Origin of the sequence: Pseudomonas sp. HR1 (assembly GCF_030175875.1) — a bacterium.
Lineage (GTDB): Bacteria > Pseudomonadota > Gammaproteobacteria > Pseudomonadales > Pseudomonadaceae > Chryseomonas > Chryseomonas oryzihabitans.
The window spans coordinates 507,169-525,062 of record NZ_JASNRF010000001.1 but is presented as its reverse complement, the minus strand read 5'-3'; the positions used below and the strand labels follow the sequence as shown (position 1 = coordinate 525,062).

Here is a 17,894-nt window from a genome sequence, read left to right as displayed (position 1 = left end):
GATCGCCATGACCGCGAGGGCGGCAACCCCGCCCCTGGCTCTACGCCTCTATCGCCCCAGCTTGCGCAATTCGTCCGATTCCACCACGCGCACGCCCTTGCCTTCTTCCAAGGCCAGGCGCCATAGCGCGCGGGCCAGCACGGCGGCTTCGATGCCGTGCCACTTGCCGGGCAGCCATTGCGACAAGGGGGCGGCCAGGCGCTCGCCCAGGCGTTCTTCCTGGCGCTGGCCGATCAGCAGCGACGGTCGGGCCAGGGTCAGTTGCGTCCAGCCCTGGGCGCGCAGGGCTTCTTCCAGCTCGCCCTTGACCTTGTTGTAGAAGATCGAGGATTGCGGATCGGCGCCGATGGCGCTGACCACGATGTAGTGACGGGCGCCCAGTTCCAGGGCGCGCTGGCCGACCGCCAGGGGCAGGCCATAGTCCACGGCGCGAAAGGCGGCTTCGGAGCCGGCCTGCTTCATGGTGGTGCCCAGGCAGCAGAAGGCCACATCCAGCGGGCCTTCCAGGGTCGGCAGCAGGCTGTTTAGGTCACCCACCGGATTGTCCAGCCGGGCGTGTTCCGCCAGCGGGCGACGGGTCGGCGCCAGCACCCGGGGGACCGTCGGCTCGTTGAGGAGGCGGTCGAGCAGGTGTTCGCCGGTCAGGCCAGTGGCGCCGGCGATGAGGGCATGCTGAGGCGTCAGGTACACGGGGCTCTCCTTGTAGCGGCGACCGCTGATGTCAGGTTGGACCTCAGGCGTTCCGGTTGTTCGTCAAAGCCCCAAGGCAAAGGCAGTTCTCAGCGACCCGCGCGCCAGGCGCGCCACTTCTGCAGCACGGCCGGCGGCGCCCAGAGCTGCGGCTCGGACGGGTCGAAGCCTTCGGTCTTCTCGCGCACCGACACGGTGTCGCGGGCGCGCTGGAAGGCCTGCTCGGGATCGTCGGTGTGCTGGAAGGCCTCGGCGAACAGGGCGCGGCCGAAGTAGGTGAAATCGGCTTCGTCGGTGCAACCGAAGGAGGTGCGATCGGCCTTGGAGGCGGTCATCACCAGGGTATGGTCGTCCTGCAGTTGCGGGATGAAGCCGCCGCTGTAGCAGCTGGAGACGATGATCAGTTTGTCGCGTCCGCGCAGCGGCGCGAGCAGGCGGCCGAGCTCCGCCGCCGGCAGGCTGGAGAGATCCAAGCCCGGCTGGGAGAGCACCAGCTGATGGTCGGCCGAGCCGTGGCTGGTCAGGTAGATGAGGATCAGGTCTTCCGGACCGGTGCGCTGGGCCAGGGCCTGCAGGCTCTGGTAGAGATTCTCGCGGGTGGCCAGCGGATGGTCGCTGCGGATGTCCTTGGCGTTGATCAGGTGGACGACGTCGCGGGCGCCCCAGGTGGTGGTCAGGAAGTTGGCCACATAGTTGGCCTCGCGCTGGAATACGCCCTGGCCACCGTCACCGGCCAGGACCAGGCCATAGAGTTCGGTGGCGGGGGTGGAGGCGGGGATCTGCTGCAATTCCTGGTCGAGCACCTTGCCCTGGTCGAGCAGGGCGCGCTCCAGGGGATCGGCGATGTACTGGCCCTGATCGTCACGGATGCGCTTGCCGCCTTCCCAGAGGCCCCGTTCCACCTGGCCGTCGGCGCGGGTCAGGACGCCCATGCCGGCATAGACGCCATCGGCGAAGTTGCCGCGATAGACGCTGCCGTCGCTGTTGGTGAGCACGCCCTGGCCATCGAATTTCCAGTTGCGGAAGGCGCCGCGGTACTGGCTGCTGTCGCTGCCGACGAATTCGCCGTTGCCGGTCAGCTCGCCGCCACTGAAGCGCCCGCGCCAGAGATCGCCACCGGCGCTGCGATAGACGCCGGCGCCTTCGAACTGGTCGTCGACGAATTCGCCGTCATAGCGATCGCCGCCCGGCTCCTGCCACTGGCCGACGCCGTTGAGGTGGCCGTCGTTGAAGGTGCCGATGGTCTGGGTGCCGTCGCTGTCGAGCTTGGAGCCCTGGCCCTGCATGCGGCCGTTGACGAAGCTGCCGTGGTACTCCCAGCCGCTGCTGCTGATCAGATTGCCCTGGCCATGGTAGAGACCGCGGCGAAAGGTGCCCTGGTAGTAGGTGCCGTCGGCGAATTGCTGTTCGCCGGGGCCCTCGGCCAGGCCGTCCTTGAAGCGGCCCTTGAGCCAGTTGCCGTTGGGCCACTCGATGCGCCCGCTGCCGTTGAGCAGACCGCTGACGATCTCGCCGGTATAGACCCCGCCATCGGGCAGTCGCACGCTGCTCGCGTTGGGCGCCGCCTGGGCAGCGCAGGCCGCCAGCAACAGCGCAACGAGGGCGAGACGGGGCAGGAGGGCGCTCATAGGTGGGGTCGGGTGGGCGCTTTAACGCGCCTCGAGCCGGACCAGATGACGCTCCAGCGTCGCGGAGTAGGGTTCCAGGAGACGTTCCACGCAACTGGCCCCGGCGGGGCTGGCGATGGTGCGGATACGGGCGCGTTTACGCAGCAGCTCGTCCTCGGCGATGCTCTGCTCGACCAGCAACAGGTTGCGACTGTGGCGACTCAGCGCCTGGGCATTGCGCACGGTGGTGTTTTCCAGCAATTGGGCAAGCTCCAGGCCGGCGAGGCGTTCGCCCTGCGTCAGACCCAGTTGCAGCTGCAGGGTTGCACCGCTGCCAACCACTTCCACCTGCAGCGCATGACCCAGGGCACGCATGATCTCGCCGCAGCACAGCGCGCGGGTCAGGTAGTCGTCGTCGTCGCTGCGCTCGTGGAAGAGGATCAGGCTGCCCCCGTCCTTGAGGGTGTGGAGTTCGCCGTCATAGAGCTCGGTGGCCTGCTGCAGGCAGTCGCGATAGCGCTCCAGCAGCTGTTCGAGGCGGCTGCGCGGCAGCCGGCTGAGCTGGTCCTGGGCGCCGAGCTGGATGGCCAGCACCGCGGAGGTGACGATATCGGGTTCGGTGGGCACCACCGGAGCGGGCGTGGGCGGCGGCTCGGTGAAGGAGTCCGGTACCAGCTCGGCGAAGGCGTCGGCGTCCAGCTCGCTGTCGGCGTCCGCCACGGGCGCCTTGCGCGCGGCCGGTTTGGCGGCGGCCTTGCGCGCAGGCGGCTTGACGCTCAGGCCACCCTGCTCGTCGGCGAAGGGATCGTCGTCTTCGTCGGCCACTTCCGCCTTGGGCGGCTTGGGCGGTACCAGGCGGCTCTGCAGCTGGCGGGCCAGGTCGCCCAGTTCGTCGAGGCGCCCGGCGCCCGGGGCGGGGTCATCGGGATCGCGCAGCCAGACGCGCAGCTCCAGCAGCGGCGTCGACAGCTGGCGCCCGAGGCGCAGGCTGAGGATCAGCGTCAGGGCCAGCAGGATGAGGCCCAGCAGTCCCATGTTCTGCAGGCTGATCATCATCGGCTGCTGGAACTGGTCCATGTCCAGCGCCAGGCGCACCTGGCCGGCGGTGACGTCCTGGAAGCGGATCGGCGTGCTGTAGATGCCGTCGGTGGCGGTCAGCAGGCCCTGGCTCGGGCGCGTGCCGGATTCGGCCAGCACCCGGTTGTCCGGGCTGTAGACCGCGGCATGGGCCACCAGCGGATTGCGCGCCAGGTTGCTCAGCAGCACATTGAGACTGAGGTTGTCGTTGGCCACCAGCAATTCGGCGGCGGAGTTGGCGGTCTGGGTCACCAGGCTCTGGCCGACGGCGTCGGCCTGCTGCTGCATGGCATGGCGAAACTGCATGCTCATGATGCCGGCATAGATCACCAGGGCGGCCGCCACCAGCAGCAGGCTGTGGGAAACGATGCGCAAGGCCACCGGCACACGACGCTGGCGCAGGGCTCGGTAGATCAGCAGGAAGAAATTATCGGGCTTGACGGTCGCGGGGCGGGTCACAGAAATCGTTTCTTTGGACAAAAAATGTGCGGCCAGTATAACCAGCGCGCCTGGGGTGCGAAAACGGCGAATGCAGGGCTTCGCCCGCAAAAGAGGCCGGCGGTGGACTCCCGCCGCCAGCCGGTGCCCATGGCTCGGCACCGTCGGGGCGAAAGGGTAGACTGCGCGCTTTTCCGCGAGGGGATCGCCATGCAAGACGTTACCGGACTCCAGGCCGTGGGCATCCTGCCCGCCGACTGGTTGGCTGCTCTCACCGGCGCCCTGGCCGCGGCCGGTGCTCGGCTGGAATCGCTGCAGCAGCAGGGGCTGGACAACAGTGCCGCCGTGACCCTGCTGGTCAGCCCGGCAAGTGCTGGCGCCGCGTTGCAGCAGGCGCTGCAGGCCCTGGGCCTGCAGGTGGCGCCCCTGGCGCAGCCGGCGCCGGAAACCGGCGAAGCCCATGTCCTGACGCTGATGGGTCGTACCCTGGCCGATCTGCCGCTGACCCGCCTGGCCGCGCTGTGCCGCGAGCAGGGCCTGAACATCCATGCCATCCGCGCCCTGAGCGAGCCGGGCGCGACCACGCGCGCCGCCCTGGAGCTGCGCGTCACCGGCGAGCCGCACGAGCCCCAGGCGCTGCGCGCGGGGCTGCTGGCGCTGGCCCAGGAAGGCCAGGCCGACATCGGCTGGCAACCTGACGATCTGCCGCGTCAGCATCGCCGCCTGGCGGTGTTCGACATGGACAGCACCCTGATCCAGGCCGAGGTCATCGATGAACTGGCCAAGGCCGCCGGCATCGGCGAGCGGGTGGCGGCCATCACCGAGCGCGCCATGCGTGGCGAGATCGACTTCCGCGCCAGCTTCACCGAGCGCATGGCGCTGCTGCAGGGCCTGTCCGAAGAGGTACTGGAAGACATCGGTGCCGGGCTGCGCCTGACCGAGGGCGCCGAGCGGCTGTTTGCCGAGTTGAAGCGGCTGGGCTACAAGACCGCCATCCTTTCCGGCGGCTTCACCTATTTCGCCCGCCAGGTGCAGGCACGTCTGGGCATCGACTACGTCTATGCCAACGAACTGGAGATCGTCGACGGCAAGCTGACCGGCCGCGCCGTCGAGCCCATTGTCGATGCCCAGCGCAAGGCCGATCTGCTGCAGGAACTGGCCAGCCGTGAAGGCCTGACGCTGGAGCAGACCATCGCCGTGGGCGACGGCGCCAACGACCTGCCGATGCTGACCCTGGCTGGGCTGGGCGTGGCCTTTCGCGCCAAGCCGCTGGTGCGCCAGTCCGCGCGTCAGTCGGTGAGCGTGCTGGGCCTGGATGGCGTGCTCTATCTGCTCGGCGTGGAAGACCGGCTTACCCGCGGCTGAGGTCGCGTTCGACGGCCACCCCGAGCCCTAGTGCTCGGGGTGGAATTCGTAGTCCATCGCCTGACTGGGCTCCTGCAGGTAGTAGCCCTGGATGAAGTGCACCCCGACCTGCCAGAGCTGGGCCAGCACGCTGGCGCTCTCGACGAAGGGCGCGATGGTCTGGACGTTCTGGGCGCTCAACTCGGCGACCATGGCCTTGAGCCGCTCCTGGTGCTCCGGCTGTCCCAGATCCTTGATCAGCTTGCCCGACAGCTTGACGTAATCCGGTACCAGCAGCCGCAGCGACGCCAGGGGCGGATCGCCGGCGGCAAAGCCGCTCAGGGTGACCGGATGACCCTGGCGGCGCAGGCGCTGCGCCATGGCCAGGGCCTGCTCCGGCTGGGCCAGCAGGTCTTCTTCGCTGAGCTGGAAGATCACCGCCTCGGCGTCCAGCTGTTGCCCCTGCAGGGTTTCCCGCAGCCAGGGCAGCAACTCCAGATCGCCCAGGGTCGCGCCCGAGAGGTGCACGAAGATGCGGGTACCGTGGCCGCGGGCGCGGTGTTCGCCCAGCTGACGCACCGCCTGTTGGATCACCCAGCGATCGATCTGGCCGCTCAGGCCGCTGTCGCGGGCGGTGCGGGCGAATTCGGTCGGGGAGACCTCTTCGCCCTGGGGATTGACCAGCCGCAGCAGCGCCTCGTAGTACTCGTGGCTGCTGCCGCGCAGGCCGATCACCGGCTGGAACAGCAGGCGGAAGCCGTTCTGCTGCAGGGCCTGCTTGACCATGGCCACCAGATTGCCGCGATTGGCGGCGGCGGCCAGCTCTTCCTGGGGATCGTAGCGTTTGCAGGCGTTGCCGCCGCGCTGGGCGACCTGGCGCGCGGAGCGGTGCGCCCGGTCCACCAGATCACCGGCGCTCTTGGTGTGGTTGTCCAGGCTGACCACGCCGATGGAATAGCTGATCGCCAGGGTGCGCCCGGCCAGGGTCAGCGGCTGCCGCTCCTGACGACCCAGCAGGCGCTCGAAGGCGCTGTCCAGGCTGGCGTCGGCCGCCTGCGGCAGGAGGGCGGTAAAGGCATCATCGGCGAAGCGCGAGAGGGTCACCAGGGTGCCGAAGTGCTCGCGCAGGCGCTCGGCCAGGGCTACCAGCAACTCGTCCATGGCACCTATGCCCAGCTCCGCCAGCAGGGTCGGATAGCGATCGATGCTCAGGTAGGCGAAGCTGGCCGGCGCGCCGAGTCGGGCGCGCTCCAGGGCGTCTTCGAGCAGTTCGAGCATGCGGCTGCGATTGAGCAGACCGGTGAGGGTGTCCTGGAAGCGCACCTCGCGCAGCTGTTCCTCGAGGGCCTCGGCGGCCGGGGCCGCGCGTTCCTCGCGCAGGTGCAGCTGCACGCAGGGTTCATCGAGGTAGATGGCCGGCGTCAGGCGCAGGCGCACGCCGAGGGTGCTGCCGTCCTGGCGGACGCACCGGCAGTCCAGTTCGCGGGGGCTGGGGTCGTCGCGCAACTGGCGGAAGGCTTCGCGCAGCGCCGGCTGGTCGGCGGCGGCGATGAGATCCATCAGCGGCGTGATCTCCAGGTCTTCCGCGGACGGATAGCCCAGCAGCTCCACATAGGCCGAGTTGACGTGGATATGCAGGCCGTCGTGGACATAGGCGACCGCCTCCACGGCGTTGGCCAGCAGCAGCTGGCAGCGCTGTTCGGCCTCGGCCAGGGCCTGCTCCAGGCGCCGGCGTTCGTGGCGTTCCGCCAGGTTGCCGAGTTCGCGCAGACTGGCCAGCAACAGGTGCTCGTCGTTGTCGCTGGCGATGCCATCGCGGGCGCCCAGGCGCAGGGCGTCGAGCACCGCTGCGGGATCGTCCGGCGGCACCCGCTGGATGACGGCGAGTTGGGGGACGCGGCGACGCAACTGGCGCAGCGCGCTCAGGCTGTCGAGCTCGGGAGAGGGCGGGGCGAGGATGGCGAGGTCCCAGGACTGGGACAGCAGTTCGTCGAGACCTGCAGGGTCGGCCAGGCGCTGGGCCCGCGTCGCCCGTCCGGCATTGCGGAACAGACTGACCAGGCGTTCCGCCTCGTTCTGCGATGCTTCGAGCAGTAACAGGCGGATCGCACTGTGTTCGGCGGCCATGGTCTATTCGCGCCCTGGCGATAACGATGATTTATCGAAGCTACAGAGACTTCCACAGCGAGTCAAAGTCTTCTTCCTGCCGGGCGCCACCACCGGCAGGGCCGCCGCTGGGCTTGGCACCGCTCTGTTCCAGCAGGTGATATTCGAAGACGCTGAAGCTGACCGTCATGCTGCGACGCCGGTCGAGCATGCCGCGCTGCTCGTTGCCCTGCTGATTGATCTGCACCTTGCTGCCCTCCTGAAAGGGTAGTCGCGGCGCGATCAGGGTCGGCGCCTGGTCGATGGCCTTGATCTCCGGCAGCAGCAGGGCACGCAGGTACTGACTGTTCTGCTCGGCCTTGCGCAGCAGCTGCAGCCCGCAGGGCCGTGCGGTGGGGGCCAGCAGTTCGACGCCCATGTGGGTTCCGCTGCCGGGCACCTGGCGTACCCAGCGCACCACCGCCGGGCCCCAGTTGTGATCCTCGGGCAGGCGCACGCCGAGCAGTTCGCCGGCCTGCAGCTGCTCGGGGACCTCGCCGCTCCAGCTCAGGCAATAGCCGCCCGGACTGTGATTGACCACCTGCACCGCATGGATCGGAAAGGCCGGACTGGCCGCCTCGCCGTCGCCGGGCAGGACGTCGTAGTGGATTTCTTCCAGGGACTCGGCGCTCCAGTCCAGCGCGTCGGGTGCGCGGGTATCGGCATCGAAGGCCAGCGACCAGACGTCTTCCTTGGGCTTGGGCGCAAAGGCGTCCGGCACGGCCTGCGCCGACAGGCGCAGGGTGTCGGCGAACACCTGCCCCCCCGCGAGCTGGTAGTGCAGGGCGCTCATGCCGATGCAGACCTGCACCTGGCCCTGGCCGGGCATGCGCTGGAAGGCGCGGTCCGCCTCCTGGCCCCAGGCGCCGACCAGGTGCTGCAGCAGATCCAGGGACAGGTCGCCGTGCACCGGCAGGCGCGCCCGCGGCCGCTGCTCCGGCGCCAGCGCCAAGTAGTCCTCGATGGCCTGCACCAGTTGTTGCGGCGCAAGACCGAGCAGACCGTTGAGATTGGCTTCACGCAACAGCGAACGATAACGCGGCGGGGCGTCGATCTGCGGCGCCACCACCATCAGGGTGCCGTTCTGTTCGGGCCCTTGCAGGCGGATCAGGCTGGCCCAGTCGTCCAGGTGCAGCGTCAGCTGGGCGATATGGCTCTGGCGCAGCTGGTTGCAGCGCGCAGCGCCAAATAGCAGGGCGGCGCCATATGCCTGGGTGATGGTCTGGCTGCCGTCGCCGGGCAGCAGTTCGTCGCGGATCTTCTGGTTGTGCAGGCCGGTGGTCACTGCCAGCCGATAGAGCTGGTGCAGCTCCAGCCAGAGGTTGTCGTGCACCGGGGTATAGAGCTGGGCGGCGCGGATCAGCGGCCCGAGCAGCGCGCGCAGGGCGCGCTGGATGGCGGTGGCCAGCAGGGTGCTGCGTTCGCCGCGCTCGCTTTCCTCGACCACGATCAGCTTGTAGCCGGCGGCCAGCAGGTTCTGCAGGGCCTGGCAGAGATTGGCCACCTTGCGCGAGCGCTCGTCGAGCACGATGGCCTGGTTGAGCACATGACGTTCGAGCTGCTGGCAGACCCGCTGCACGTCCGAGCGCAGGGCTTCGAGCAGGCGCAGGCGCGCTTCCGGCGTCAAGATCAGCCGGTTGAGTTCCAGCAGGCCCTGATAGAGCAGCCGGGCGAATTCGCCCAGCTTGGCCCGTGGCAATTGCTCCAGCCAGCGCTTGAGGCCGGCCGGGGTGGCGTCACAAAACGTCAGGCTGCGCTGATCGGGCGTCGGTACCCGCAACATGAGCTGTGGCCTTTTGCTATCCATTCGCCGCGCACACTCCTGGTTCGATGGGCAATGAACCGCGCATCTAGGCGAGAGGCCCTGGCTCGGAAACGGTGGTCAAGGGGGCCGACGTGGTCGGAACCCCCAGCAGTTGCCCCATGTTGACGGTGGACAACGCGCCGAGTTCAGCGGACCAGTTCACCGCGTCCGGGCCGAACAGCACGATGGCGGTGGAGCCCAGCTTGAAGCGCCCCAGCTCGTCGCCGGTACGCAGGGTGATGGGCGCGCGGGCGGCCTCGTCGTAGGCAAAGCTCTTGAGTTCGCGCTTGGGCGGCGTGACCAGGCCGGCCCAGACCGTCTCGATGCTGGCGACGATCATGGCGCCGACCAGGATGACCGCCATGGGGCCCACGGCGGTATCGAAGATGCAGACCACCCGCTCGTTGCGGGCGAACAGTTCGGGCACGTTCTCGGCGGTGAGCTGGTTGACCGAAAAGATGCGGCCGGGCACATAGACCATCTCCTTCAAGGTGCCGGTGAGCGGCATGTGCACCCGGTGGTAGTCCTTGGGCGACAGGTAGATGGTGGCGAAATGGCCGCCCATGAAGGGCGCGGCGCGCAGGCCATCGCCGCCGAGCAGCTCCAGCAGGCTGTAGCTGTGGCCCTTGGCCTGGAAGATGCGGCCGTGCTCGATGCGACCGAGCTGGCTGATGGCGCCGTCGCTCGGGCTCACCACCACGCCGTCTTCGGCCGGCAGCGGACGGGCGCCGGGCTTGAGGGCGCGGGTGAAGAAGGCGTTGAAGTTCTCGTAGGCGGTGGGGTCTTCCACCTGGGCCTGGCGCATGTCGACGTCATAGTGACGGACGAACCAGCGGGTCAGCAGATTCTTGAACCAGGGCGCCCGGCACTCGGCGAAGCCGCCGATCACCCGCGACAGCAGATGGTGCGGCAGCAGGTGCTGGGCGAGGATGAACAGTCGGTCTTGCAGTTTCATGGGAGGTCCTTGGCAGTCATTCGATGGGGGTGTCGGGGTGGTTGCCCCATTCGCCCCAGGAGCCGGCATAGGCTTTGACCCGCGGATAGCCCAGGGCCTTGGCCGCGAGGTAGGTGAAGCCGGATCGGTGATGGGTCTGGCAGTGGGTGATGATTTCCTTGTCGCGGGTGATGCCCAGGCGTTCGAGTTCGGCGCCCAGGTCCTCGCGGATGCGCAGTTGGCGCTCGCGATCCATGCCGGCGGTCCACTCGAAGTTGATCGCCCCGGGAATGTGGCCACCACGGGCGGTCAGCACCTTTTCGCCGCGGTATTCGTCGGCGCCGCGGGCATCCCAGATGGCCAGATCCTCGGCGCCCAGCCGGCTCTGCAGATAGGCGCGGCTGGCGGTGGGTTCCTCGTGCAGGGTCAGGGCGACCGGTGCCCCGGCCGGCGCGGGCACCGCGGTGCTCAGCGGCAGGCCGGCGGCGATCCAGCCCTGGCGGCCGCCGTTGAGGTAGTGATAGTGGCCGTGCCCGATGACATCGAGCAGCCAGATGAAGCGTCCGGCCCAACCGCCGCCTTCGTCGTCATAGACCACGTAGACGGCTTCGTCGCGCTGGCCCAGTTCGCCGAACAGCTGCTCCAGGTCCGCCTGGGCCGGCAGCAGGCCGGGCGCCGGCTTGCTGCCCAGCTGGGTGCGGGCGGGCGCGACATGGCGCGCGCCGGGCAGATGGCCCTCGGCATAGTGGGCGGCGCTGCAGAGATCCACCAGGATGAGTTCGGGCGCATCCAGGCGCGCCGCGAGATCGGCCGGTTCGATCACCAGGGGCAGGGCGGAAAAGGGCATCGCGGATTTCCCGTCGGTCCGTAGCAAAGGTGAAGTGTACCGAGGTTGACCGGCCAGCGTCAGGTCGGTCGTACCCGCGGACGATTGGCGAAGGTGCCGATGGCGCGCTCGATGCAGGTGAAGGTCTTGTCCAGCGCCGCGGTCCGACGGGGATCCGCCGGCTGCAGTTCGCTGTCCAGGATCGCCAGCAGCACCACCCGCTCGCCAAAGCCCAGACTGCGCAGCCAGAGCCGTTCGTTGCTGAACAGCCGGCGCAGATCGGCGGGCAGGTGCGGTGCGAAACGCGCGCGGTTGCCGTCATCGATGCGCAACTGGCCGGGGCTGCCGAACAGCTTGGCCAGCAGCGGATGGCTGGCGATGTCCAGTTGCAGGCCGGGGGCGTCGTCCAGGCCATGGTGCAGCTGGACATTGCCCTTCTGGCCGTTGCGATCCGGGGTCAGCAGCAGCAGCCGCGGCAGGCCGCAGGCCACCAGCGCCTGGCGGGCGCAATCGAACAGCTGGGGCAGGGTGGCGAAGGCGCTGGGCGTGTGCAGCAACTGCTCGCAGAGTCCGCGCCAGCGCTGCGCCTGCCCCTCGCTGGCGACCTGGACCCGGGGTACCGGCTTGAGGCGTCGTTCGCCCGGCGGCCAGACCAGGCCTTCGGCCGGGTGCCAGAGGCCGGGCCGGGCATGGCGCTGGGCGTCCTGCACCGCCAGTTCGTGGCTGCGACTCTGCACCCGCGCCAGCGGCAGTTGCAGGTAGAGGGCGCTGAAGCGTTGCCAGCGCAGGGTGTGGGGACCGTCCCAGGCATGGTGGCTGGCCAGCGCCAGGCCATTGGCCAGGAGGATGGTGTTGCCGGGGTGGGTCAGCCAGCGCCGCAGAGTGGGGTCGTCGTCGAGGCGCTGCTGCTGTTCGAGGGGATCGTCGCCATGGGCGATGTGCAGCGCCCTGACCAGTTGCCGGCGATCCTGGTCCAGCAGCCGATAGCCTTCGACGATCCACTCGGGCAGCTGCCAGTGGCGGGCCAGCGCCTGGCACAGACGGATCGCCGGCACGCCGAGCAGCTCGCGCTCGACCTTTATCGCCGGTTCGCCTTCGCCCAGCACCCGTCGCTCCCATTCCTCGAAGAGTTCCGGATAGCGGGTCGCCAGCGGCCAGAGCGGCGCCAGAAAGAGCAGGGCGGCCAGACGGATGTCCGGCCACAGTCGCGCCAGGGGCACCCCGAACAGGCCCAGCCCCAGGGTCATGGCGTGCTGGCTGACCAGGCACAGCTGGCGCAGCGGACGCGGCAGGCGTTCCTCGGGCAGGGTCGGCTGGCGGGCGATCAGGTACTCCGCCGGGCCGAGACCGACACGGCCGAGCACGGCTTCCAGACTGGCGGCCGGATCGCCGAGGCTGGCATGGCCGCGATTGGCCTCGCGCAGCAGGGCCAGCGCCAGGGGTGGTGACTCGCAGAGCCGTTCGGCGATCTCATGCAACGCCAGACGGCCATCGGCCAGGGCGCGGCGCAGACGCTCCGCGGTGGCGGTGGCCACCGGCAGGCGCACGCCTTCCAGGTGTTTGACCCAGTCTTCGACGGTGTTCGGGCGGCTGGACATACGACGGTCGCCTTGAAATTTGATGAAAGGCCTTCAGTCCGGGGCGCCGGGTCCGATAAAGGGGGCGTGAGGGTGATTCCCCGGCTCAATTTTCCTTAGCACACAGTATTCCCAACCATGGCAAAAATCATCGGCATCATCGTGATATTCGCGGCTGTCCTCGGCGGCTACATCCTCGCGCATGGCAAGATCGCTGCGATCATCCAGCCGCTCGAGGTCCTGATCATCGGCGGTGCCGCCCTGGGGGCCTTCCTGCAGGCCAACCCGGGCAGCACCTTCATGCAGGTGTTCAAGAAGTCGCTGAAGATGTTTGGCAATCGCTTCACCCACGCCTTCTACCTGGACGTGCTGAAGCTGCTCTACGAGATCCTCAACAAGAGCCGGCGCGAGGGCATGATGTCCATCGAGGCGGACGTCGAGGACCCCAAGGCCAGTCCGATCTTCAGCAAGTACCCGAACATCCTCAAGGATGAGCGGATGACCGCCTACGTCGCCGACTACCTGCGGCTGATGTCCTCCGGCAACATGGCCCCCCACGAGCTGGAAGGCCTGTTCGACATGGAGCTGGCCGGCATCAAGGAAGAGCTGGAGCACCCCTCCCACGCCGTGTCGCGGGTCGCCGACGGCCTGCCCGGCTTCGGCATCGTCGCCGCGGTACTGGGCATCGTGATCACCATGGGCATGCTCGGCGAGGGCGACCAGGCGGCCATCGGTGGCCACGTGGGTGCGGCCCTGGTGGGGACCTTTCTCGGTATTCTCGCGGCCTACGGCTTCTTCGGACCGCTGGCGACCTGCCTGGAGCACGACGCCAAGGAAGAACTCAATGTGCTGGAGGCCATCAAGGCCTGCCTGGTCGCCGCTGCCAGCGGCATGCCGCCCACCGTCGCCGTGGAATTCGGTCGCAAGGTGCTGTTCCCGGCGCACCGGCCGTCCTTCAGTGAGCTCGAGCAGGCGATGCGGGGCAGCTGATGGACAACAACCAGCCGATCATCGTCAAGCGCGTCAAGAAGAGCGCCGCCGGCCACCACGGCGGCGCCTGGAAGATCGCCTTCGCCGACTTCGCCACCGCCATGATGGCGTTCTTCCTGGTGCTCTGGCTGATGTCCTCGGCCACCCCGGAACAGAAGAAGGCCATCGCCGGCTACTTCCAGGATCCGATCGGCTTCACCGAAAGCGCCAGCCCCTATGTCATCGACCTGGGCGGTACGCCGACGCCGGCGCCCGACCGCACCCTGAATCCCGAGATCCAGGCGCAACCGGATTCGACCCAGAACAAGGTCAACCCGGACATGGAGGAGCGCGCCGACCCCAACGATTCCAACCGCGTCACCCCTGACCCCACCCAGGCCCCCGATCCGTCCGACAAGCGCCAGCCAAACGACGCCGCCGCCCAGCAGCAGAAGGATGCCAGCCAGGCGAAGATGGATCCGAGCCAGGCGGAAAAGATCGCCGAGCAGGTCGACAAGGAGCGCCTGGAGCTGTTGTTGCAGGAGCTGCAGAACAAGATCGAGCAGAATCCGGAGCTGCAGAAGTTCAAGGACCAGATCCTGCTGGAAATCACCCAGGACGGCCTGCGCATCCAGATCGTCGATGCCGAGAACCGGCCGATGTTCGACTCCGGCAGTCCGCGGCTGAAGTCCTATTTCGAGGACATCCTGCTGGCCATGGCCGACACCATTCGCCAGGTGCCGAACAAAATCAGCATCAGCGGCCATACCGATGCGGCGCGCTATAACGGCAAGGGTGACTTCAGCAACTGGGAGCTGTCCGCCGGTCGCGCCAACGCCGCACGCCGGGCGCTGATCGCCGGTGGCTATCCGGAAGAGCAGGTGGCGCGGATCGTCGGCTATGCCTCCTCGGCCCCCTTCGATCGCGAGCATCCGCTCAATCCGGTCAACCGCCGCATCGACATCATCGTGCTGACCAAGAAGGCCCAGCAGGCCATCGAGGGACGCGCCGGCGGCAACCAGGCACCCAAGCCCGCGGCCGGCGCCGCCCCGGCGGCGAGCCGGAGCGGGGTCTCCAGCGGTGGCGTCAGCGCCACCGGTAACCTGGCGCAACCCATCAACAACGCGGCCTTCAAGCAGCAGATCAATGCCTTCGATGCGGGTGTCATCCAGAGCAAGCCCTGAACGGTCGCGCTGATAGATAGGAAAATTCGCTGCTAGCGTTCGGTTTTTTCGTCCGTTGACGTGAAGACGGCTGGTTAAGCTGCAGGGGTTTCATGACGGATCGGGCACCTTGCGCCCTCGTGCGCGGTCTCCCGATCTCCGATTCCCTTGCAGGAGCCTTCCGATGAGCAACGCCTTTATCGACACCATCAAGCGCCGCCGCAGCCAGTACGCGCTGGGCAAGAATCTGCCGCTGGCCCAGGACCAGGTCACCGCGCTGATCCAGGAGGCCGTCAAGCTGTCGCCCTCCGCCTTCAATTCGCAGAGTTCGCGCGCGGTGATCCTGTTCGGCGCCGAGAGCGACAAGTTCTGGGGCTTCGTCATGCAGGCGCTGCGGCAGATCGTGCCGGCCGACGCCTTCGCCGCCACCGAAGGCAAGATCAACAGCTTCGCGGCCGGTGCCGGCACCGTGCTGTTCTATGAGGATCGGCATGTGATTGCCGGCCTGCAGGACAAGTATCCGGCCTACGCCGACAACTTCCCCATCTGGTCGGAGCAGGCCAGCGGCATCGCCCAGTTCTCGGTATGGACGGCCCTGGCCAATGCCGGCATCGGCGCCAGCCTGCAGCACTACAATCCGCTGCCCGACGCCCTGGCCGCCGCCGAGTGGAAGTTGCCGGAGACCTGGCACCTGCGCGCCCAGATGCCCTTCGGCTCCAACGAAGGCGACTTCCCCGAGAAGGGCTTCATGGACGATGCCGAGCGCTTCCGCGTCTTTGGCTGATGGTCGTCGACTGATATAAGAAAACGCCGGGCTTGCCCGGCGTTTTGCCTAGTAGCGCGACTCGCCTTCGAGGCTAGCCAGGATATGCCGGTAACTGGCCATCCGCTGCGGATGGATGTCGCCGCGCTCCAGGGCGGCGAGCAGGGCGCAACCGGGCTCCCGCTCGTGCTTGCAGTCGCGGAAACGGCAGTGGCCCAGGTAGTCGCCGAATTCCTTGAAGCCGGCTTCGACATCATCACGGCTGACGTGACTGAGGCCGAATTCGCGGATGCCGGGCGAGTCGATCAGGTCGCCGCCGTCGGGAAAGTGGAAGAGCCGGGCGGTGGTAGTGGTGTGGGTGCCCTTGTTGGTCAGCTCGGACAGCGGGCCGACGCGGGTATCGACGCCCGGCAGCAGGGCATTCACCAGCGACGACTTGCCCACCCCGGACTGACCGACGAAGACACTGACGTGCTCGTCCAGGGCACTCTTGAGCTGGTCCATGCTCAGGCCGTTGTGGGCCGAGACCTCCAGCAGCGGATAGTCCAGTTCGCGGTAGATGCCCAGCAGGTCGTCCAGCGCCGGGCCGTTGTGCTCGTCGATCAGGTCGGCCTTGTTGAGCAGCAGCAGCGGCTGGATGCCGGCGTGCTCGGCGGCCACCAGGTAGCGGTCGATGAGGTTGGCGTGGGGCGTGGGCAGCGGGGCGAAGACGATCACCAGGCGGTCGACGTTGGCCGCCACCGGCTTGAGCAGGCCGCGCATGTCCGGCCGGCAGATTTCCGAGCGGCGCGGCAGCTGGGCGACGATGACGCCATTGCCCTGGAGGCTGGCGCGAAACACCACCCGGTCGCCGGTGACCAGGGTCGGCAGGTTGGCACGCAGGTGACAGCGCTGCAGCTGGCCGTCGTCATCCTCGACCTCCACCTGAACGCCGAAGTGGGCGATCACCAAGCCCTGTTGCTCCGGGCCCAGATCGCCGCCCTCGAGCTCGTCGATCAGCTTGGATTCGCGCTTTTCCGCGCGGGCGGCGCGTTCGGTCTGGATTTTCTCGATCCGCCAGCTCTGGCGACGGGTCAGGTGGCGTTTGGCCATGGGATGTCCGCGGGTTTCAGGACCGCTGAGTCTAGCATTGGCCGCCCCTCGCGGATTACCTAAACTTGGCGTACCTCGTCGCTCCGGAGCCCCCATGCTGGCCCATCTCGCCTCGCGCTATCCGCTGTTGCTGGCCGTGCTGGTGCAACTGGCCGCCCTGGTGGTCGCCGTCGTCGGCATCCGCCTGTGGGCCAGCTTCGCCGGCCAGCGCCCCTCGCTGCTGGCGCTGGTCTGCCTGCAGGCGGTACTGGCGGCCCTGCTCGGCGAGTTGCTGGGACTCGCCCGCTGGTGGGTCTTCATCAATCTGCTGTTCGCCCCGGCGCTCTATCTGGTCAGCGGTCGCGGGCTCTCGGCGGGCATCGCCGCGCTCGGCTTCCTGCTGCTCCTGCTGCTGAACTGGAACAGCCTGCGCGAGCGGGTACCGCTCTATCTCACCGGCCGCCAGACCCGCGAACGGCTGGCCGAACTGCTCGCCGAGCGCGAGCCGACCTTTCGCTTCGTCGACCTGGGCTGCGGCCTGGGCGATACCCTGGTCGATCTTTCCAGGCGCTTTCCGCAGGCCACCTTCGTCGGCGTGGAGACGGCGCCGCTGAGCTTCGCCCTGGCCTGGCTGCGCTGCCTGCCGCGACGCAATTGCCAGGTGCGCTATCGCGATCTCTGGCGGGTGGAGCTGGGCGAGTTCGATGTCGTCTACTGCTTTCTCTCGCCGGCGCCCATGCCACGCCTGGGTGACAAGGCCCGCACGGAGCAGCGCGCCGGCAGCTGGCTGATTAGCAACACCTTCGAGATTCCCGGCCAGCCGGCGGATCGGGTGCTGGAGGTAGGGGACCTGCGCGGCAGCCGGCTGCTGCTCTGGCACCGTTAGGTGCGCGGCAGGCGCGCTGCTACACTGGTGCCATCATCAAGGAGTTCACCATGACCGCCCCCAATCCTCAGCACCTGATCTGGATCGACCTGGAAATGACCGGCCTGGATCCGGATCGGGACGTGATCATCGAGATGGCCACCATCGTCACCGACAGCGATCTCAATGTGCTGGCCGAGGGCCCGGTACTGGCCATCCACCAGTCGGACGAGATCCTGGCCGGCATGGACGAGTGGAATACCCGTCAGCACGGCGGCTCGGGCCTGACCCAGCGGGTGCGCGAGAGCACCGTCGACACCGCCCAGGCCGAGGCCCTGACCCTGGAGTTCCTGCGTCAATGGGTGCCCAAGGGCAAATCGCCGATCTGCGGCAACAGCATCTGCCAGGACCGGCGCTTCCTCTATCGCCGCATGCCGGAGCTGGAAGCCTACTTCCACTACCGCAACCTGGACGTCTCCACCCTCAAGGAACTGGCCGCGCGCTGGGCACCCCATGTGCGTGACGGCGTGAAGAAGAGCGGCAGCCACCTGGCGCTGGACGACATCCGCGATTCCATCGCCGAGCTGCGTCACTACCGCGAGCACTTCATCAAGGTCTGAC

Annotated in this window: 15 protein-coding genes; 6 read left to right on the top strand and 9 right to left on the bottom strand. The window is 68.0% G+C overall.

The genetic code is table 11. The features are described 5' to 3' along the window. Positions 1-48: 48 nt before the first annotated feature. From QKY98_RS02360 to QKY98_RS02350, 3 genes are all read right to left on the bottom strand, one after another. Entirely contained in the window at positions 49-690 is a 642-nt protein-coding gene (locus tag QKY98_RS02360) for an oxidoreductase (RefSeq protein ID WP_017642883.1), read from the bottom strand. 89 nt (positions 691-779) lie between these two features. After that, positions 780-2,318, bottom strand: coding sequence for a C13 family peptidase (locus QKY98_RS02355; RefSeq protein ID WP_027598856.1), 1,539 nt, complete (start codon positions 2,316-2,318; stop codon positions 780-782). A 21-nt stretch (positions 2,319-2,339) separates the two neighbouring features. Further along, a complete protein-coding gene (locus tag QKY98_RS02350) occupies positions 2,340-3,833 on the bottom strand; it encodes an AhpA/YtjB family protein (RefSeq protein ID WP_027598855.1) in 1,494 nt (497 codons plus the stop codon). Positions 3,834-4,022: 189 nt separating this feature from the next. On the opposite strand from QKY98_RS02350, the gene serB reads away from it, so the two are divergent. Continuing rightward, positions 4,023-5,177 (top strand): phosphoserine phosphatase SerB, encoded by a 1,155-nt coding sequence (gene serB, locus QKY98_RS02345; protein WP_284670291.1) that lies wholly within the window; start codon positions 4,023-4,025, stop codon positions 5,175-5,177. Between the two features lie 27 nt (positions 5,178-5,204). On the opposite strand, the gene QKY98_RS02340 is transcribed toward serB, so the two are convergent. From QKY98_RS02340 to QKY98_RS02320, 5 genes are read right to left on the bottom strand one after another with little or no spacing between them, the layout of a single operon-like run. Then, entirely contained in the window at positions 5,205-7,283 is a 2,079-nt protein-coding gene (locus QKY98_RS02340; RefSeq protein ID WP_284670290.1) for an EAL domain-containing response regulator, read from the bottom strand. A gap of 40 nt (positions 7,284-7,323) precedes the next feature. Further along, entirely contained in the window at positions 7,324-9,108 is a 1,785-nt protein-coding gene (locus QKY98_RS02335) for a cyclic-di-GMP receptor FimW-related protein (RefSeq protein WP_502945075.1), read from the bottom strand. Positions 9,109-9,151: 43 nt separating this feature from the next. Then, positions 9,152-10,060, bottom strand: a complete 909-nt coding sequence (asd, locus tag QKY98_RS02330) for an archaetidylserine decarboxylase (RefSeq protein ID WP_077171405.1) — start codon at positions 10,058-10,060, stop codon at positions 9,152-9,154. Between the two features lie 16 nt (positions 10,061-10,076). After that, positions 10,077-10,886, bottom strand: a complete 810-nt coding sequence (locus QKY98_RS02325) for a rhodanese-like domain-containing protein (protein ID WP_074584941.1) — start codon at positions 10,884-10,886, stop codon at positions 10,077-10,079. Positions 10,887-10,945: 59 nt separating this feature from the next. Beyond that, positions 10,946-12,463 carry an HDOD domain-containing protein gene (locus QKY98_RS02320; RefSeq protein WP_007161174.1) on the bottom strand — a complete coding sequence of 506 codons (1,518 nt, stop codon included), beginning with the start codon at positions 12,461-12,463 and terminating at the stop codon, positions 10,946-10,948. A gap of 117 nt (positions 12,464-12,580) precedes the next feature. Here QKY98_RS02320 and motA point away from each other — a divergent pair, with 117 nt between their 5' ends. From motA to QKY98_RS02305, 3 genes are all read left to right on the top strand, one after another. After that, entirely contained in the window at positions 12,581-13,432 is an 852-nt protein-coding gene (gene motA, locus QKY98_RS02315) for a flagellar motor stator protein MotA (protein ID WP_017642892.1), read from the top strand. Next, positions 13,432-14,595 carry a flagellar motor protein MotB gene (locus QKY98_RS02310; protein WP_144961442.1) on the top strand — a complete coding sequence of 388 codons (1,164 nt, stop codon included), beginning with the start codon at positions 13,432-13,434 and terminating at the stop codon, positions 14,593-14,595. The genes motA and QKY98_RS02310 overlap by 1 nt, the downstream gene beginning before the upstream one ends. Before the next feature lie 163 nt (positions 14,596-14,758). Further along, on the top strand, positions 14,759-15,358 hold the full coding sequence (locus QKY98_RS02305) for a nitroreductase family protein (RefSeq protein WP_115945172.1): 600 nt from the start codon (positions 14,759-14,761) through the stop codon (positions 15,356-15,358). Between the two features lie 48 nt (positions 15,359-15,406). On the opposite strand, the gene rsgA is transcribed toward QKY98_RS02305, so the two are convergent. Continuing rightward, positions 15,407-16,429, bottom strand: coding sequence for a small ribosomal subunit biogenesis GTPase RsgA (gene rsgA / locus QKY98_RS02300; RefSeq protein WP_007161170.1), 1,023 nt, complete (start codon positions 16,427-16,429; stop codon positions 15,407-15,409). Positions 16,430-16,523: 94 nt separating this feature from the next. On the opposite strand from rsgA, the gene QKY98_RS02295 reads away from it, so the two are divergent. Together QKY98_RS02295 and orn are read left to right on the top strand one after the other, a co-directional pair. Further along, the gene (locus QKY98_RS02295; protein WP_027598845.1) at positions 16,524-17,294 is read left to right on the top strand and encodes a class I SAM-dependent methyltransferase; all 771 of its coding nucleotides are present in this window, start codon (positions 16,524-16,526) and stop codon (positions 17,292-17,294) included. 50 nt (positions 17,295-17,344) lie between these two features. Beyond that, positions 17,345-17,893, top strand: a complete 549-nt coding sequence (gene orn / locus QKY98_RS02290; RefSeq protein ID WP_042137346.1) for an oligoribonuclease — start codon at positions 17,345-17,347, stop codon at positions 17,891-17,893. The last annotated feature ends 1 nt before the right edge of the window (position 17,894 follow it).

Excerpts from the sequence above, each read along its gene's own strand:
- QKY98_RS02355 (WP_027598856.1), bottom strand. The coding sequence starts at position 2,318 with ATGAGCGCCCTCCTGCCCCGTCTCGCCCTCGTTGCGCTGTTGCTGGCG.
- QKY98_RS02305 (WP_115945172.1), top strand. The coding sequence starts at position 14,759 with ATGAGCAACGCCTTTATCGACACCATCAAGCGCCGCCGCAGCCAGTAC.
- QKY98_RS02295 (WP_027598845.1), top strand. The coding sequence starts at position 16,524 with ATGCTGGCCCATCTCGCCTCGCGCTATCCGCTGTTGCTGGCCGTGCTG.
- orn (WP_042137346.1), top strand. The coding sequence starts at position 17,345 with ATGACCGCCCCCAATCCTCAGCACCTGATCTGGATCGACCTGGAAATG.
- QKY98_RS02340 (WP_284670290.1), bottom strand. The coding sequence starts at position 7,283 with ATGGCCGCCGAACACAGTGCGATCCGCCTGTTACTGCTCGAAGCATCG.
- QKY98_RS02335 (WP_502945075.1), bottom strand. The coding sequence starts at position 9,108 with ATGGATAGCAAAAGGCCACAGCTCATGTTGCGGGTACCGACGCCCGAT.
- asd (WP_077171405.1), bottom strand. The coding sequence starts at position 10,060 with ATGAAACTGCAAGACCGACTGTTCATCCTCGCCCAGCACCTGCTGCCG.
- QKY98_RS02310 (WP_144961442.1), top strand. The coding sequence starts at position 13,432 with ATGGACAACAACCAGCCGATCATCGTCAAGCGCGTCAAGAAGAGCGCC.
- QKY98_RS02320 (WP_007161174.1), bottom strand. The coding sequence starts at position 12,463 with ATGTCCAGCCGCCCGAACACCGTCGAAGACTGGGTCAAACACCTGGAA.
- rsgA (WP_007161170.1), bottom strand. The coding sequence starts at position 16,429 with ATGGCCAAACGCCACCTGACCCGTCGCCAGAGCTGGCGGATCGAGAAA.
- QKY98_RS02325 (WP_074584941.1), bottom strand. The coding sequence starts at position 10,886 with ATGCCCTTTTCCGCCCTGCCCCTGGTGATCGAACCGGCCGATCTCGCG.
- motA (WP_017642892.1), top strand. The coding sequence starts at position 12,581 with ATGGCAAAAATCATCGGCATCATCGTGATATTCGCGGCTGTCCTCGGC.
- serB (WP_284670291.1), top strand. The coding sequence starts at position 4,023 with ATGCAAGACGTTACCGGACTCCAGGCCGTGGGCATCCTGCCCGCCGAC.